Raw genomic sequence first — 15669 nt, forward strand, 5'->3', positions numbered from 1 at the left:
CATCTCCTACAGTACGATCAATAAAACAACAATGGATGCAATAAGTCCAATTGCCCAAAACACCGTATCCACTTTCCATTCTGACCAACCAGACATTTCAAAATGGTGATGCAATGGGGACATTTTAAAAACACGCTTCCCTGTCATTTTAAAGGAAGTGACTTGAATAATCACGCTTGCTGTTTCAAAAATGTAAACCAATCCAACCAGTAGCAATGTCCACTCTTGATGTAAAATGATCGACACAGCTGCCAACAATCCACCCAAAGCGAGTGAACCAACATCACCCATGAAAATTTTCGCCGGTTTCTTATTGTATGGGAAAAATCCGACTAATCCGCCCATGACTGCAAGACAGACAATCAATACCTCGTACTGTTGCTGATGCCATGCGATGATTCCATATGTTGCAAAGGAGATCGTTCCTAGACCAGAAACCAATCCATCAATTCCGTCAGTTAAGTTTACTGCATTAGAAAAGCCAACCAGCCATATAATCACAAACAAGCCGTAAATAATATTTAATGGTAAATCAATACCAAAGAAGTTCAAGGTATTCGGGTAGCCTTCCATTCGATAAACAATGTAAAAGACAATAGCTACGATAACTTGTGCAATAAATTTTTGCCCAGAAGTCAGTCCTTCATTTTGTTTCTTCGACAATTTGATGAAATCATCTAAAAATCCGATGATTCCATACAATAGTAAAACAAAGACCAAAATTAGTAGCGATGTCGTCATTTGATGAGCCCAAAGGCTAAACCAAATCGCAGTGATCACTGCGGCAGCTAAAAATCCTAACCCACCCATTGTGGGAGTTCCCGCTTTTGAATTATGCCATTTCGGACCTTCATCCCGAATTTCTTGTCCTTGTTTCTTCATTCTAAAGTAACCAATAATAAAAGGCATGCCTGCAACAGTAATTGCGAAACTACTGGCAAAAGCAATAAATAGTTGTGCCGGTTGCATTTTTTTCTCTCCAGTCCTAACCTAACGTGATTTTCAATTTCTTTTTAGATACTTCTGTATAAGGAGCAATACTTTGTTTCGTACAATAACCGTCCCCTTTAAAGCTAACATCAATATCTAATAGATTGGTCAATTTTAAGATATCTGCTTTTGACCAGCCGCGAACATCGGGCATTTCTTTCTTCCCATCTGTCAACAAAATCAAATGTTCATTTGCCATGACTTTTTCTCCTGGCTTCGCAGATTGTTGAACGACCTTGTCGCCGTCTCCAATAACTACCGCAGTCACTCCGCGTTTATTAGCATCAGCCGCTGCTTTAGCAGTTGAAAGATTGCGATAATCTTCTACAGTGACTTTTGTATTGCTTTCTTCGTTCGAAGAATCTGAATCGCTATTTTGGAAATCCATTGCACGACTCAGTAATGGATTCGCGATATCACCCAAAATCCCTGCTTTGTTCTCTTGCGGCTGTTTCATCGTTAAGTACAAGATATACTCTGGGTCCTCGGAAGGAAGCATCAAAGCAATTGAATAGATATAGTTTGTTTCACCAGTCAAATACCGACCGTTTTCTGCAATCTGTGCTGTTCCTGTCTTTGCTGAAATATTGTATCCTGGCACTTTATATTGATCGTACGCAGAACCATAGTTTTCACTTTCAACAGTATCTCGCATATATTCACGGACCTTTTTCGCAGTTTCGGGTGTAATTGGCTCACCTACTACTTCTGGCTTCGTGATAATTTCTTTTCCAGTATTAGGGTTAGAAACTTTTTCAATATAATGAGGCTGTAACATTTTTCCATCATTTGCTACTGCGGTGAACCCGCGCATCATTTGGAAGTTTGTTACACCAATTGCTTGCCCATATGCGCTCATCGCTTGGTCAACAATATTGCTTGTTGGCAGCGTGCCTTTCGTTTCACCTGGTAAACCAGAGTAGGTACTTTGACCGAAGCCAAAACGCTTGACGTATTCAGGCCACTTATCGCCTAATCGTTCCTCTAATTTGACCATCCCGACATTACTAGACCAAGACAGCGCTTGACGCATGGTCAAAATTCCTTTTTTACCCAGATCCCAGTCATTAATGGTAGCGTCTGCTACTTGAATCTTGCCAGACATATAACTTTCGTTTTCATTAAAGATGCCTTCATTCACTGCAGCAGCAGTAGTAAAGACCTTCATCGTCGAACCAGGTTCATAACTATCTTCTATCAAGAAATTCCGCCACGCATCTTCTTCTCCTAATCCTTCTTTCGTTTCAGGATTAAAGGTCGGACGTTGAGACATCGCAAGAATATCTCCTGTTTTGGCTTGCATTAATGTTGCGGTCATTTCTGAAGGTCTTGCTTCTGCATTGACTTTGTCTAATAATGTTTCCAAATAACTTTGAAGACCTGCATCTAAGGTTGTGTAAATGTCTTCGCCGTTGACTGCCTTTTTTTCTTCGGCAACACTACCTGGAATAGGGCGCTGATTTTCGTCTTTCTGGTAAACGACTTTTCCATCTTTCCCTTTTAAGACATCATCATAGGCCGCTTCAATCCCCATCATTCCGACCAATGCTTCTTTTTTATCTGGTTGTGCATAGCCGATGAAATGAGACGCGAAATTTCCATTTGGATACATCCGATCGGTGTGTTCGTTAAAGTACAGGCCTTTAACTTTCGCAGTTTTCATTGCATCCTCAATATTTTGTTTGGTTTCTTCAGAGATATTTTTCCCTTTGCTTCCAAATTCAACCTGATAGTACTTACTTGTACCATCACTGTTTATACCGCTTTCCAGGGTTTTTAGCGCTGACTTTTCTTTGATCCCTAAATACTTATGTAAAATAGAAGCTAACTCGTCAAAGTTTTTTTCTTGCGCGTATAGTTTATCTTTCCCTGATACATAACTTTCTGAAAGAATCGCATAGATCGAGTAAGAGGTTGCATCTTCTGCGATGACTTCTCCATTGCGATCATAGATCGTCCCGCGCTTCGCCTTAACAACCTCGCCGCCGTGGTACAATTCCTCTGTTTTAGCCTTCAAGGAGGTTCCCGCAACGTGTCCGCCCGCTACAACATAAATCATGCGAACGGCAAACAAAAAGAACAATCCAATACTCGTAGCAAACAAAATAACGCCTACTTTTTTGCGATTGTTCATCGGAGTTAAATTCTTTTTTCGGATTTTTCTTCGTAGCCTTTTAAAGCTCATTTACTTCACTTTCCTTAAATTCGCGTCATTGATCGAAAGACCAGCTTTCTCAGCAACTTCTTTAAGCCGATCGGAACGAGACAATTCGCTCTTTTCTTGTTGTAGTTGGGTCGCTGTTTTTTCATTTGCGTCAATGTTCGTTTGAATACTTGTAATTTCATTTTGAGTTTTACTGATTTCGTTACGATAATTAACCATCACGATAGATAGTCCAATCAGCATCACTAAGAAGGCTAACACAGCAATTTTTTCAACTCGTGTGATTTTCTTTAAGCGATCTCCAGGAGAAACGAAGACTTGAAAAGAATCTGGCGTTTGGTGAATCTCTTCTTGCTGAGAATCAAATTGAAACTGTTGTTTATCTTTTAATTCAGCCATCGTCCTTATCCTTTCTTCACTTTCTCAGCGATTCGCAATTTAGCACTTCTCGCGCGGTTATTTTCATTTAATTCCTCTTCTGAGGCAACTATTGGTTTACGATTGACCAGTTTTAATACCGGTTGAAATTCTTCCGGTACCATCGGCAAGCCCGGAGGCATGTCTTTTGGTGTACTGAATTCTTTAAACATCGTTTTGACGATCCGATCTTCTAATGAATGGAAGGTAATCACGCTGACTCTTCCTTCAATCGCTAACAAGTCAACCGCCTGCTCTAAAGAACTCTCGATCGCACCTAACTCATCATTTACTGCAATACGTATTGCTTGGAAAACGCGTTTAGCGGGATGTCCGCCTTTACGTCTCGCAGGTGCAGGTATCACTTCTTTAATAATATCTACTAACTGTCCAGTCGTTTCGATTGGTTGTTCTTCTCGCTTGCGTTCAATCACACGAGCGATTTGCTTAGAAAATTTTTCTTCTCCATAACGGAAAAATATTTTCACTAATTCATGATAAGAATAATCATTTACAACTTGGTACGCACTCAAAGGTGCATCTTGATCCATGCGCATATCCAGCGGTGCATCTTGATGATAACTAAAGCCACGCTCTGCTTCGTCCAGTTGTGGAGAGGAGACACCTAGATCATATAAAATCCCATCGACTTCCGTCACACCTAAGTGATTTAATTCAGCCGTAAGTTCTCTAAAATTAGCTTTAACAAAGGTCACTTGATTTTTTTGTACATACTCAGCTAAGCGAATTTTTGCGTTATCAATTGCTTTTTGATCTTGATCAAAAGCATAAAGGTGCCCGTCCGCGTTTAGCTGACTCAGTAAATATTCACTATGTCCAGCTCCGCCTAATGTACAATCAACATAAATACCGTCTGGTTTGATTGCTAGACCATCAACTGTTTCATGAAGCAAAACGGTTGTATGTTGAAAGTCTGTCATTCATAATCCTCTTCTCTAAAATCCAAAATCGACCATTGTTTCTGCAATGTCATCAAAACTAGCTTCTGTTTCTTTTGTAAAGTCATTCCAACGTGTTTGATCCCAAATCTCGATTCGATTAGCGACCCCAATAATCACACACTCTTTTTCAATTGAAGCGTGACTGCGTAAAGATGCTGGGATGTTAATTCGACCTTGCTTATCAATCTCACACTCAGTGGCGGCTGAATAGAAAAAACGTACGAACGCGCGCGCATCCTTCTTAGAAAGCGGCATCTCATTCAACTTTGTTTCTAGTTGGCTCCATTCGTCTAATGGGTACCCAAACAGACAACCGTCCATGCCTCGGGTAACAACGAATTTTTCGCCTAACTGTTCACGTAATTTTGATGGAACGATCAATCGACCTTTCGCATCAATATTGTGCTGAAATTCACCCATGAACATCTAGACTCCACCCCTTTTTACCACCGCATGAGATTAGTCTACCACAATCCCCCACAATCTACCACATTTTGTAAAAAACAAAAATAACACTTTCTTGACCTTCTCTAACCATGTTGTCTTGTCAGGCAAAAGGCGGGTAATCTAGAGTTTTTTTAAAGTTTTTAGTGTTTATAAGGCATTAATAATACTAGCGATAATCAGTATAAAATAGACCAGCACGGACAATAAGAACGTCAAGCGCCAAAACATCTTAAAGAAGCGACCATACATGATTTCGCGATAGCGATAGGCTTGAAAGACCACAACACTTATCCCTAATAATAGGATGGTTAATAAAAAATATGGTAAAATCGAAAACGAACTAATACTTTTTGAAATTTCGTGCATTCCAACAATTAAAAATGGCACAGTAATATCTGGCGTTTTCAAATTGAAGCGTTGTTTTAATTTAAAAGTTGTTACGATATAATCAGACCCTAAAAAGACGATTATTGGAAAAATGTACCATAACAATAATATTGGTGAAAATGATGCCAACAAATACAGTCCTTCCTCTTCAAACTACTACCCTCACTATACTGCATTATCGTTACATTCGTGTTTCAATTCATTTAAAATATAAAGGATTTAGAGAGTTTTAACAATTGAATTCGCAATATCGTCGCGAAAAGATTTCTTAGTATTTTTTAAAAGTTTTTTCCAGTTGATTGCGGAGTTTTACGAAATAGAGTATGATGAATTTGAAATTTTTTTGAGGATGGTGACATCATGAATAACAAAAAATCCACTAGTACATTTTCTAAAGTTACCAAGGTTGTTATTTGGACCATGTTAATTTTAACAATTGGTTCATTAGTTTTGAGTAGTCTACTTAGTATTATGTAAGCAAATAGCCGGAGCAGCTGCTCCGGCTATTTTTTTGCTAATTGCAATAATTCTTTGGCATGCTTCACCGTTAGATCGGTAATTTCGGTTCCAGCAAGCATTCGCGCGATCTCTTCTGTCCGATCTGCTTCCTTCATTTCTTCCACCTTCGTCACTGTCCGACCGCCAACGATTTCTTTGCGAATAAATAGTTGATGATCTGCTTTTGCAGCTACTTGAGGAAGGTGCGTGATGCAGAGCGCCTGAGAATTCTTTCCGATTTGATAAATTTTATCTGCAATTGCTTGTGCGACACGACCACTCACTCCTGTGTCAACTTCATCAAAGACGATACTCGTCAGCTCTTGCGTTTTTGAAAAAATAGTTTTTAATGCCAACATGATCCGAGAAATCTCTCCGCCGGATGCTACCTTAACTAAAGGCTTCAGGGGTTCCCCAGGATTGGTCGTAATATAGAATTCTACTTCATCTATACCATCTGATACAAAAAGAATTTCCTTAAATACTACTTTAAATCGGGCGTTTTCCATATAAAGATCTTTCAACTCTCGTTGAATTTCTGCTTCTAACTTCTCCGCCATATTTTTTCGAGCAGTTTGCAGCGTCTTCGCTAATTCGTGAAGCTGCTCCTCTTTGTCGATTAGCTCCTTCTCAAGCTTTTCAAGCTTGTCTCCGGAAAAATCAGAGTCTAGTAATTCTTGACTGATTTGATCATAGTATTTCAAAATATGCTCGATCGAATCGCCATATTTTCTTTTTAATTGATGGATCAATTCTAAACGCTCATTGACTAAATCCAGTCGCTCTTCGTCTAACTCCAAAAGATCCAACTGACGCCCTATCTCACTAACAGCGTCTTGCAGCAAATAGTATGCGCTATGAACATTGTCTGAGATATTTTCGTACTCTTTATCTAGAGAAGCAATTGTTTGCAGTTCTTGACTCGCTGACCCAATCGCATCAAGAGAACTCGTTTCCTCGTTCGTCATCGCTTGATAGCTGTTCGAAAGACTGTCGACGATTCGTTGGTAGTTCGTCAGCTTCTCACGTTCTTCGAGCATCTTCTCCTCTTCCCCAACTGTCAATTCTGCATTTCCGATCTCTTCTTGTTGAAACGTCAACATATCGATTCGTTGGACAAAGGATTGTTCGTTTTGCTTAAACTTTTTGACTTGGTTCACCAAAGTAATATAGCTTCGATACGCCGTTTGATACGTCAGTTTAATTTGCTGAAAAGCAGCATCACCAAAACTATCCAGCAATCGTAAATGGGATTCAGGATGCATAAGCTCCTGATGATCATTTTGCCCCTGAATATCAACTAAAAACTGTCCAATTCGTCGTAAGTTAGCTAGCGTTACGATCCTGCCATTGACTCGTGAAATGCTTTTCCCAGAGACATTCAAATCTCTTTGAACGATGAGCCCTGCTTCGTCAACCTCAATACCTAGCTCCTCCATGAGAAGCTGAAATTCATTCTGCTTCGGTAAATCGAAGAGGCCTTCAATCAAACATTTCTCGCTGCCTTGTCGAATGTATTCGATGGATGAACGGGCACCCGCTAATAAGCTGACGGCATCAATAATAATTGATTTTCCGGCACCCGTTTCACCAGTCAAAGCTGTCATGCCATCGGTAAAACCCAAGTGCAACGAAGAAATGATGGCAAAATTTTTGATTGTCAATTCTTGTAACATTCTTCAGATTCTCCTTTTAATGAGACATGCTACTTATTTTGACTTTTCTGAGCAATATCTTGCTGAATGTGCTTGGCATCTTCTTCTGTTCTAGCGATCATCAAGATACTGTCATCATCATTCAAAGTCGTAAATAAGATTTTCGTGAATTGTTTCTCTAATAAATTTGCACAGGCCGAAGCATTCCCAGGCAATGTTTTTACTGTGATAAATTTTTCCATTTGATCAACGAAAACGACTGCTTCTTTTAGAAGATCTGCTAATTTCCCATTCACGTCTTCTTGTTCTTTTCGCGGTACGCTATAGCGATAGCCGCCATTTTGAGCCGGAACTTTGATCAGCTTCATTTCTTTGATGTCTCGTGAAATCGTTGCTTGTGTGACTGTCACGCCTTGTTGAGAAAGAATTTCTACAAAATCTTCTTGTTTTTTTACATCGTACTCGTTCAACAATTGTGTGATAATCCGATGCCGCTCTTGTTTCCGCATTCCGTTTCCTCCTGACTACTTATCTAGCTTTTGATGCGCTTCTGAAACGACGTTCGCCAAATCGATTGCTGCATTTAGGGTTCCGGGAACAGGGACCTTTTTCAGATGAACTAAAAATTCGATATTTCCCTCACCACCAGTAATAGGAGAGTATGTTAGTTCCTGCACATCAAATCCATGAGCTGCCGCAAAGGACGTAATGTCTTCTAAAACCATTAGATGCGTCTTCGGGTCTTTGATGATGCCCTTTTTACCTACATATTCTTTTCCAGCTTCAAACTGCGGCTTGATCAATGCGACGACATCGCCATCATCTGTCAAGATTTCATGTAACGGAGGCAAAATCAATTTTAATGAGATGAACGACACGTCGATCGTTGCAAAATTTGGTTGTCCTTGATCAAAATCTTCCCGTTTTGAATAACGGAAATTGGTGCGTTCCATCACTACGACACGTTCGTCTTGGCGCAGCTTCCATGCTAACTGATTGTAGCCGACATCTAATGCATAGCTCAACGTAGCACCGTTTTGCAATGCTACATCGGTGAACCCGCCAGTCGAAGAACCAATATCTAGTAGGATTTTTTGATGGATATCCACATCGAAAGTTTTCAATGCTTTTTCTAATTTTAGTCCTCCACGAGAAACATACGCAAGACTTTGACCTTTTACTTGCAAGATAGTCTCAATCGATATTTTCTCGCCAGGTTTGTCTAATCGTTCGTTTTTTTGATCGTAAACAAGCCCAGCCATTACACCGCGTTTTGCTTTTTCTCTGGTTTCAAAAAGTCCTTGATTGAAAGCTAAAACATCGACACGTTCTTTTTTCATTTTGTCCCCTACTTCATAAATAGATTTCGTTTTTCTTCGGCTTAGTCATTTTCCAACGCAAAAAGCGTAAGCAGTTCTTCAAACAATTTCGGTTGAAAATCGGTTGCTTCTGTCAACTGCTGGACCGTCGCCTCTGCTTGCGCCAGTTCATCGATTAGAGCTTGCTTTGCTCCAGAGAGTCCCAACAATGCTGGGTAAGTACTTTTGTCTGATTTTTCATCTTGTCCAATTTGCTTGCCTAGCATCTCGGTCGTCCCAACCACATCTAGAAGGTCGTCGCGGATCTGAAAAGCCAAGCCTATATGTTCACCGAGTTTTTCAAGCAGATCAATGACATATTCGGTCTGATCCGCCAAGATTCCTCCCGCAACAAAGGCAAAGGTCAATAATGCACCGGTTTTTCCACGATGAATCGCTTTTAATTTATCGAGGGGCACATGGTGTTTTTCCGCTGCCATATCGCCAGCTTGTCCTGCTACCATCCCGCTGCTGCCAGCTGCTTTCGCTAAAAGCTGAATCAATAGAACGCTCTCAGAGGGATTCAATGTTGTTTCGCTAACTAATTGAAAAGCACCGGTCAACAATGCATCCCCGGCTAAAATAGCCAACGCTTCTCCGAAAACTTTGTGATTGGTCGGTTTTCCACGACGCAAGTCATCATTATCCATCGCTGGCAAATCGTCGTGGATCAAGGAGTACGTGTGGATCATTTCAAGTGCACCAGCAGTTTGATACACGGGGAGCGTTAATTCCTTTCGAAATGCTTGAACCGTGGCTAAAATGATCAACGGCCGAATACGTTTGCCGCCTGCTTCTACTGAATAGCACATGCTTTGCTTTAACTCTTCATGCGTCGTGCAAGTATTGATAAAATCAAGGATTTCTTTTTCGACTTTAGGTAATTCTTCGGTAGAAAGCTGCTGCAACATTTAAGCTTCCTCCTCACCTGTAAATGGGACTTCTTCCTCATCACTCATCATCTTAGTCAATGTTTTTTCTGCTTTCGTCAATGTGTCTTGGCATTGCTTGCTTAAAACCATGCCTTTTTGGAAGGCTTCGAGTGCTTCTTCTAGTGGCACGTCTCCACGTTCTAATTGGGTCACGATAGTTTCCAATTGCGTGATTGATTCTTCAAAGGTTGTATTTTTTTCCATCAGTCTCTTCCTTCCTCAATTTCTAGAATAGATGCTTTTACCGTGCCGTCAACAAAGTGGACCGTCATCTCTTTTTCTTTTAATGCTTTCACCGATCGGATCACATGCTCTTCCTGCGTAGTGTAGGTAAACCCGCGTCCCATGGTTTTTAATGGGCTTAGTAAATCAAGAGACGTGATGGCCTGCTGAACACGCCGTTGCTTGCTTTCCAGATAGCCTTGCATTTGCTGCTGCAGTCGCTCTTGCAAATAAATCATCTGTTGCTGTGTTTGATGGACACGATTAATAGGATTTGCTTGTGCCAAACGATTGCTGTATTGCATCAGTTCTCGTTCTCGCTGATTTACTAAGACTGTCATATTTTGCTGGAGCTGCTGTGTTAAGCGATCCAATTGAATACTTTGCGCCTCATATAAGCGATTGGGCTGTTTAAAAATATACGATTGCTGTAGCCGATCGAAGCGTTCTTTTTTTCGTTGCAGTTGGTGTAGAAATGCTTGCTCCAATCGTGCCTGTTTTTCTTTGATTCGTAAAATTTCCTCAGATAATACCGGCACCGCCAATTCCGCTGCTGCCGTTGGTGTTGCAGCACGTACATCTGCCACAAGATCTGCAATTGTTGTATCTGTCTCGTGGCCCACCGAAGAGATGATCGGGATCGGAGAAGCCGCGATCGCTCGTGCGACGCTCTCTTCATTAAAGGGCCATAAGTCTTCGATAGAGCCCCCGCCTCGACCAATGATCATCGTATCGAAATCCATTGATTCTGCTTTTTTGATATTTTTTACGATATCCGCTGCTGCTTTGTCTCCTTGGACCAACGTCGGAAATAAGACCAACTGAGCGATCGGATAGCGACGCTTCACAGTTGTAATGATATCTCGAATCACCGCGCCGCTTGGGCTCGTGATCACCGCAATCCGTTTTGGGTAGCGTGGCAATGGTTTCTTCGGTTGAGAAAACAAGCCTTCTTTGTCTAATTTTTCTCGCAGTTCAGCTAACGCCTGATACAATGCTCCGACGCCATCAGGTTCCATGTGATCAATGTAGATTTGATAATTGCCGCTAGCCTCATACAATGCCACACGCCCGACTACCATAACCTTCATTCCCTCTTTGGGAGAGAATTTCAACTTTTGAAAGGCACCTTTAAACATGATCGCACTAATTTTAGAACGTTCATCTTTTAAGCTGAAATATTGATGACTATTTGCACGCATACGGAAGTTAGAAATTTCTCCGGTCAAATAGACCCGCTCTAAATAGGGGTCTACGTCGAATTTTCGTTTGATATATTTGTTTAATGCACTGACCGTTAAGTACTCTTGTGCCATTTAAACACCTCTTTGCTATTTATGATCCGCTACTTGTCGCTCGCAGCACTCGACTGTTTGCTGCATCAGCATGGTGATCGTCATCGGACCCACGCCTCCTGGGACCGGTGTAATATAACTAGCGATTGGTTCAACTTCATCAAATTTCACGTCACCGATCAGTTTTCCATCTTCGTTACGATTCATTCCAACATCGATCACGACAGCACCTGGTTTAATGAACTCTTTCGTTACAAAATGTCCTCTGCCAATCGCAACAACCAAGATATCTGCCTTGCTAGCTACTTTAGCCAGGTCTTCTGTTTTTGAATGGGTCAATGTAACGGTTGCGTCTGCCCCTAACAGTAAAATCGCCATCGGTTTTCCTACAATATTGCTTCGACCAATCACGACAGCTTGCTTACCGGCTAATGGAATGTCATACGCCTCAAACATTTTCATGATGCCATACGGTGTACATGGAATCGTATGAGGAATGCCCGCAAATAACCGCCCCATATTCATTGGGTGGAAGCCATCCACGTCCTTTAATGGATCGATGGCAAGCAATACTTTTTCTTCATTGATATGCTCTGGCAAGGGTAATTGTACTAAAATTCCATGGAATTCCTTTGCTTGATTGAACCCTTCGATTTCTTTGATCAGTTCTGCTTCAGTAATCGTCTCAGGGTAGCGTTTTACTTCGGAATGGATTCCTATTTTTTTTGCTGCACGTTCCTTGTTTCGAACGTAAATTTGACTTGCGGGGTTTTCTCCGATTAATAACACGACTAATCCTGGATGGATTCCTTTTGATGCGAATGTTTTTACTTGTTCAGCTGTTTCTTGTTGCAATTTTTCTGCTAATTCTTTCCCATTAATAAGTTGTGCCACGTTCATTCCCCGCTTCTTTCTATAGTTTAAATGAAGCTGGGAAAAATAGCTAAATTAGCTATTTGCCCCAGCTTCATCGATCTCTTTCATTACATTAGATAAGATTCCATTAACGAACTTTCTAGATTGATCATCACTGAAAGTTTTGGCTAACTCGATCGCTTCGTTTAAGACGACACGATTGGGCACTTGAGTGTTGTACAACATCTCGTAGATCCCGATTCGCAGAATGATCAAATCCATCTTCGCAATTCGTTGAATCGACCAATTGGAACGTAGATGCTTTTGGATAATGGTATCTAGCTCTGCTTGGTGTTCAACAACTCCGCCAACTAGCTCATCCAGATAGACCGGCACGAATTCTTCTTCGTCTTCACTGACAAATTCTTGTTGGTCAATACTCAAAGCATGATCAATGGCATCTTTTTTTGTTAATTCTTGATTGAAATCCAATGGGAATAACGCTTGTAAGGCCTTCTCCCGAATTTCATGACGTGACAATTCTTTACTCATTATTTTCCTCTTCATCATTGAATAATTCTTCTAACGTTGGTTGTTCAAGTTTTTCAGCGACAACTCCGACGACATGGATGTTCACTTCACTCAATGCCACATCTGTCATGAACAAGACTTGTTGTTTCACACGTTCTTGCATTGCCATAGCTACTTTCGGAACGGAAGTCCCATAATCAAAGTAAGAATAGATATCAACTTTCAATCCATCTTCATCATTTTTAAGGTAGACACCTTTTCCGTGAGCCGCTTTTCCAAGCAATTCATTCACATTGCTTGCTAAAGAGCCGCGCATACCGTAGACACCGTCGACTTTTGAAGCCGCGATCCCAATAATTACTTCGATTACTTCTGGTGCAATAATAATTTCGCCAAGCTCAGGGCTCGCGCCTAAAACTAAATTCTTTTCATCTGCCATCTTACTCTCTCCTTACTCCTGCGAATGTAATTATTTTTCTTTTCAGAAAAATAAGTCTGTTTGTCGTGCCGTATATCATTCTACTATACTTATCGATTCTTTAAATTTCTTTGGATACCTATTTACTTTTCTTTTGTTTATTCTGCAAAAAGTAGAACTGACATCCTTACTCCTGCGAATGTAATTATTTTTCCTTTCAGAAAAATAAATCTGTTTGTCGTGCCGTATATCATTCTACTATACTTATCAATTCTTTAAATTTCTTTGGATACCTATTTATTTATCTTTTGTTTATTCTGCGAAAAGTAGAACTGACATCCTTACTCCTGCGAATGTACTTATTTTTCTTTTCAGAAAAATAAATCTGTTTGTCGTGCCGTATATCATTCTACTATACTTATCAATTCTTTAAATTTTTTGGATATCTCTTTACTTTTCTTTTGTTTATTCTGCGAAAAGTAGAACTGACATCCTTACTCCTGCGAATGTACTTACTTTTCCTTTCAGAAAAATAAGTTTGATACGTATCACTATCTATTTTCTATTGAACAGAACTGCTTTCTATGCACGAGAAACGTAACTGCCGTCTTGCGTGTTGACGATCAATTTGTCTCCTTGGTTTACGAAAAACGGAACGTTGACAGTCAGACCGGTTTCCATGATAGCTGGTTTTGATCCACCGGAAGAAGTGTCTCCTTTGATATTTGGTTCTGTTTCTGCAACTTGCAATACTACTGTATTTGGTAAATCAACACCTAAAACTTCATTGCCATACATAATGACTGTTAGTTCTGTGTTCTCTAATACATAAAGCATCTCTTCTGCCACTTGCTGCTTAGGCATTTCAATTTGTTCATAGCTCTGCATATCCATGTATACGTAGTTGTCTCCATCATCATAGAGATACTGCATTTTTTTATTATCGATTTGTGCTTTCGCTACTTTTTCACCCGCGCGGAATGTTTTTTCTTGAACAGCTCCCGTGCGAAGATTTTTTAATTTTGAACGAACGAAGGCCGCACCTTTACCCGGCTTCACATGTTGGAAATCGACTACACGCCAAATGCCGCCGTCCACCTCGATAGTCAAGCCAGTTTTAAAATCGTTTACTGAAATCATGATACTTCCTCCTAATTCAATGAAAAGCAATCAATCTCTGTTTTATTAAGCTGTCAAAGAAATTGATTCCCTGCATAGTACCCCATCTTTACAGATTTGGTTCTAGTTTATCATTTCTTGTTTACTAACGCTACCACTACTCTATGACCACTGATTCTTTTTAATAAAACGTCTTGTTTAAAGAAGAAAAGGACTCCTCTATGGTGATCCCGCTCTAATTTATTTAGTAAAAATGTTATAGAATGATAAGTTCTTTTGGTGAATGTGTCAATAGGCGATTTCCATCAGCTACGATCACTAAGTCGTCTTCGATACGCACCCCACCAAGCCCAGGTATGTAAATGCCTGGTTCATCCGTAATAACGTTCCCGACAGCCAAAGCTTCTTCATTTGAGCGACTAACAGTTGGCCCCTCATGGATCTCCATGCCTATGCCATGACCTGTAGAATGTCCAAATGCGTCACCATATCCAGCTTCGCTAATGAACGTTCTAGCTACAGCATCTAACTGAGCACCAGTGACGCCAGGCTGGGCCGCTTCAATGACCTTTAGTTGCGCATTTAAGACGATTTGATAGATATCTTTCAGAGATTGGCCTGGATCACCAATCGCAAAGGTCCGAGTAATATCTGAAACATACCCCTGATAGACACAGCCAAAATCAAGAGTGATCATGTCCCCTTGTTCGATTACTTTCTCGCTGGCCACTCCATGGGGCAAAGCGGATCGTAAGCCGCTAGCCACGATCGTTTCAAAAGAAGTTCCGCTGGCGCCGAGTGATCGCATGAAAAAGTCCAATTGATTGGCCAACTCAATCTCGGTCATTCCTGGACGGATCATTTTCAAAACATGATCAAAACCTTCGTCCGCAATCGCGCAGGCCTTTTCGATGATTGCGATTTCTCCCTCATCTTTTTGCTCTCGGAGTCGTTCGGTCAGACCGCTGGCAGGCGCCAGTTCCGCATCAATCACCTCTTCAAAAACAGAATATTCCGCGTAGGTCACAAATGCATCCTCAAAACCAAGAACACGGATTCCTTCACGTTCCATCAGCTTGATAACTTCACCTACGATATCGCCTTGATGCTGAAGGATCGTCATTCCTTGAACTTGTTCACTTGCTTGCTCTGTGTAACGAAAATCCGTAATGAAAAAGGCTTCCTTTAATGTAATAAAAGCCAAACCAGCCGTTCCGGTAAAATTCGTCAGATAGCGAAGATTGGCTGGACTTGTTACTAAATAGGCATCGATTCCGTCATTTTTCATCAATTCACGTAATTTCTCAATTCGTTTTATCATTCTAATCACCCATTTTCTATTATAACAAAGAGTGCCAAAAAAACAGAACGAACACGATTAGAAAGAGAAATCTAACAAGGACGACCGCTCAAAAGATG

18 protein-coding genes are annotated in these 15669 nt (G+C 40.7%); 1 reads left to right on the top strand and 17 read right to left on the bottom strand.

Annotated elements, in window-relative coordinates; translation table 11 throughout:
* Nucleotides 1-6: 6 nt before the first annotated feature.
* From mraY to I592_RS10580, 6 genes are all read right to left on the bottom strand, one after another.
* Nucleotides 7-969, bottom strand: coding sequence for a phospho-N-acetylmuramoyl-pentapeptide-transferase (mraY, locus tag I592_RS10555; RefSeq protein ID WP_010780221.1), 963 nt, complete (start codon nt 967-969; stop codon nt 7-9).
* A 16-nt stretch (nt 970-985) separates the two neighbouring features.
* Nucleotides 986-3175, bottom strand: a complete 2190-nt coding sequence (locus I592_RS10560) for a penicillin-binding transpeptidase domain-containing protein (protein ID WP_010780220.1) — start codon at nt 3173-3175, stop codon at nt 986-988.
* The gene (ftsL, locus tag I592_RS10565) at nt 3176-3553 is read right to left on the bottom strand and encodes a cell division protein FtsL (RefSeq protein ID WP_010780219.1); all 378 of its coding nucleotides are present in this window, start codon (nt 3551-3553) and stop codon (nt 3176-3178) included. It abuts the gene before it with no gap.
* Between the two features lie 5 nt (nt 3554-3558).
* A complete protein-coding gene (gene rsmH, locus I592_RS10570; protein ID WP_010780218.1) occupies nt 3559-4512 on the bottom strand; it encodes a 16S rRNA (cytosine(1402)-N(4))-methyltransferase RsmH in 954 nt (317 codons plus the stop codon).
* Between the two features lie 15 nt (nt 4513-4527).
* Nucleotides 4528-4959: a division/cell wall cluster transcriptional repressor MraZ gene (gene mraZ, locus I592_RS10575; protein WP_010780217.1), complete on the bottom strand. Its 432-nt coding sequence runs from the start codon at nt 4957-4959 to the stop codon at nt 4528-4530.
* Nucleotides 4960-5127: 168 nt separating this feature from the next.
* A complete protein-coding gene (locus I592_RS10580; protein WP_010780216.1) occupies nt 5128-5499 on the bottom strand; it encodes a DUF3397 domain-containing protein in 372 nt (123 codons plus the stop codon).
* A 228-nt stretch (nt 5500-5727) separates the two neighbouring features.
* Here I592_RS10580 and I592_RS21005 point away from each other — a divergent pair, with 228 nt between their 5' ends.
* Nucleotides 5728-5844: a DUF4044 domain-containing protein gene (locus I592_RS21005; RefSeq protein ID WP_010745911.1), complete on the top strand. Its 117-nt coding sequence runs from the start codon at nt 5728-5730 to the stop codon at nt 5842-5844.
* A 26-nt stretch (nt 5845-5870) separates the two neighbouring features.
* Here I592_RS21005 and recN read toward each other — a convergent pair whose 3' ends face one another.
* The 11 genes from recN to I592_RS10635 form a co-directional block, all read right to left on the bottom strand.
* Nucleotides 5871-7541 (bottom strand): DNA repair protein RecN, encoded by a 1671-nt coding sequence (recN, locus tag I592_RS10585; RefSeq protein ID WP_010780215.1) that lies wholly within the window; start codon nt 7539-7541, stop codon nt 5871-5873.
* A gap of 29 nt (nt 7542-7570) precedes the next feature.
* Nucleotides 7571-8029, bottom strand: a complete 459-nt coding sequence (locus tag I592_RS10590) for an arginine repressor (protein ID WP_010780214.1) — start codon at nt 8027-8029, stop codon at nt 7571-7573.
* A gap of 15 nt (nt 8030-8044) precedes the next feature.
* Entirely contained in the window at nt 8045-8860 is an 816-nt protein-coding gene (locus I592_RS10595) for a TlyA family RNA methyltransferase (protein WP_010780213.1), read from the bottom strand.
* A 41-nt stretch (nt 8861-8901) separates the two neighbouring features.
* Nucleotides 8902-9789 carry a polyprenyl synthetase family protein gene (locus I592_RS10600; RefSeq protein ID WP_010780212.1) on the bottom strand — a complete coding sequence of 296 codons (888 nt, stop codon included), beginning with the start codon at nt 9787-9789 and terminating at the stop codon, nt 8902-8904.
* The gene (locus tag I592_RS10605; protein WP_010780211.1) at nt 9790-10014 is read right to left on the bottom strand and encodes an exodeoxyribonuclease VII small subunit; all 225 of its coding nucleotides are present in this window, start codon (nt 10012-10014) and stop codon (nt 9790-9792) included. It abuts the gene before it with no gap.
* Nucleotides 10014-11348 (bottom strand): exodeoxyribonuclease VII large subunit, encoded by a 1335-nt coding sequence (gene xseA / locus I592_RS10610; protein ID WP_010780210.1) that lies wholly within the window; start codon nt 11346-11348, stop codon nt 10014-10016. Before xseA ends, I592_RS10605 begins: the two co-directional genes overlap by 1 nt.
* A gap of 15 nt (nt 11349-11363) precedes the next feature.
* Nucleotides 11364-12221 (bottom strand): bifunctional methylenetetrahydrofolate dehydrogenase/methenyltetrahydrofolate cyclohydrolase, encoded by an 858-nt coding sequence (locus I592_RS10615; protein WP_044926539.1) that lies wholly within the window; start codon nt 12219-12221, stop codon nt 11364-11366.
* A 54-nt stretch (nt 12222-12275) separates the two neighbouring features.
* On the bottom strand, nt 12276-12734 hold the full coding sequence (gene nusB / locus I592_RS10620) for a transcription antitermination factor NusB (RefSeq protein WP_010780208.1): 459 nt from the start codon (nt 12732-12734) through the stop codon (nt 12276-12278).
* The gene (locus tag I592_RS10625; RefSeq protein WP_010780207.1) at nt 12727-13152 is read right to left on the bottom strand and encodes an Asp23/Gls24 family envelope stress response protein; all 426 of its coding nucleotides are present in this window, start codon (nt 13150-13152) and stop codon (nt 12727-12729) included. The genes nusB and I592_RS10625 overlap by 8 nt, the downstream gene beginning before the upstream one ends.
* A 561-nt stretch (nt 13153-13713) precedes the next feature.
* A complete protein-coding gene (efp, locus tag I592_RS10630; protein WP_010780206.1) occupies nt 13714-14271 on the bottom strand; it encodes an elongation factor P in 558 nt (185 codons plus the stop codon).
* Between the two features lie 235 nt (nt 14272-14506).
* Nucleotides 14507-15571 carry a M24 family metallopeptidase gene (locus I592_RS10635; RefSeq protein WP_010780205.1) on the bottom strand — a complete coding sequence of 355 codons (1065 nt, stop codon included), beginning with the start codon at nt 15569-15571 and terminating at the stop codon, nt 14507-14509.
* Nucleotides 15572-15669 lie beyond the last annotated feature (98 nt).

Source organism: Enterococcus gilvus ATCC BAA-350 (genome assembly GCF_000407545.1).
Taxonomy (GTDB): Bacteria; Bacillota; Bacilli; order Lactobacillales; family Enterococcaceae; genus Enterococcus_A; species Enterococcus_A gilvus.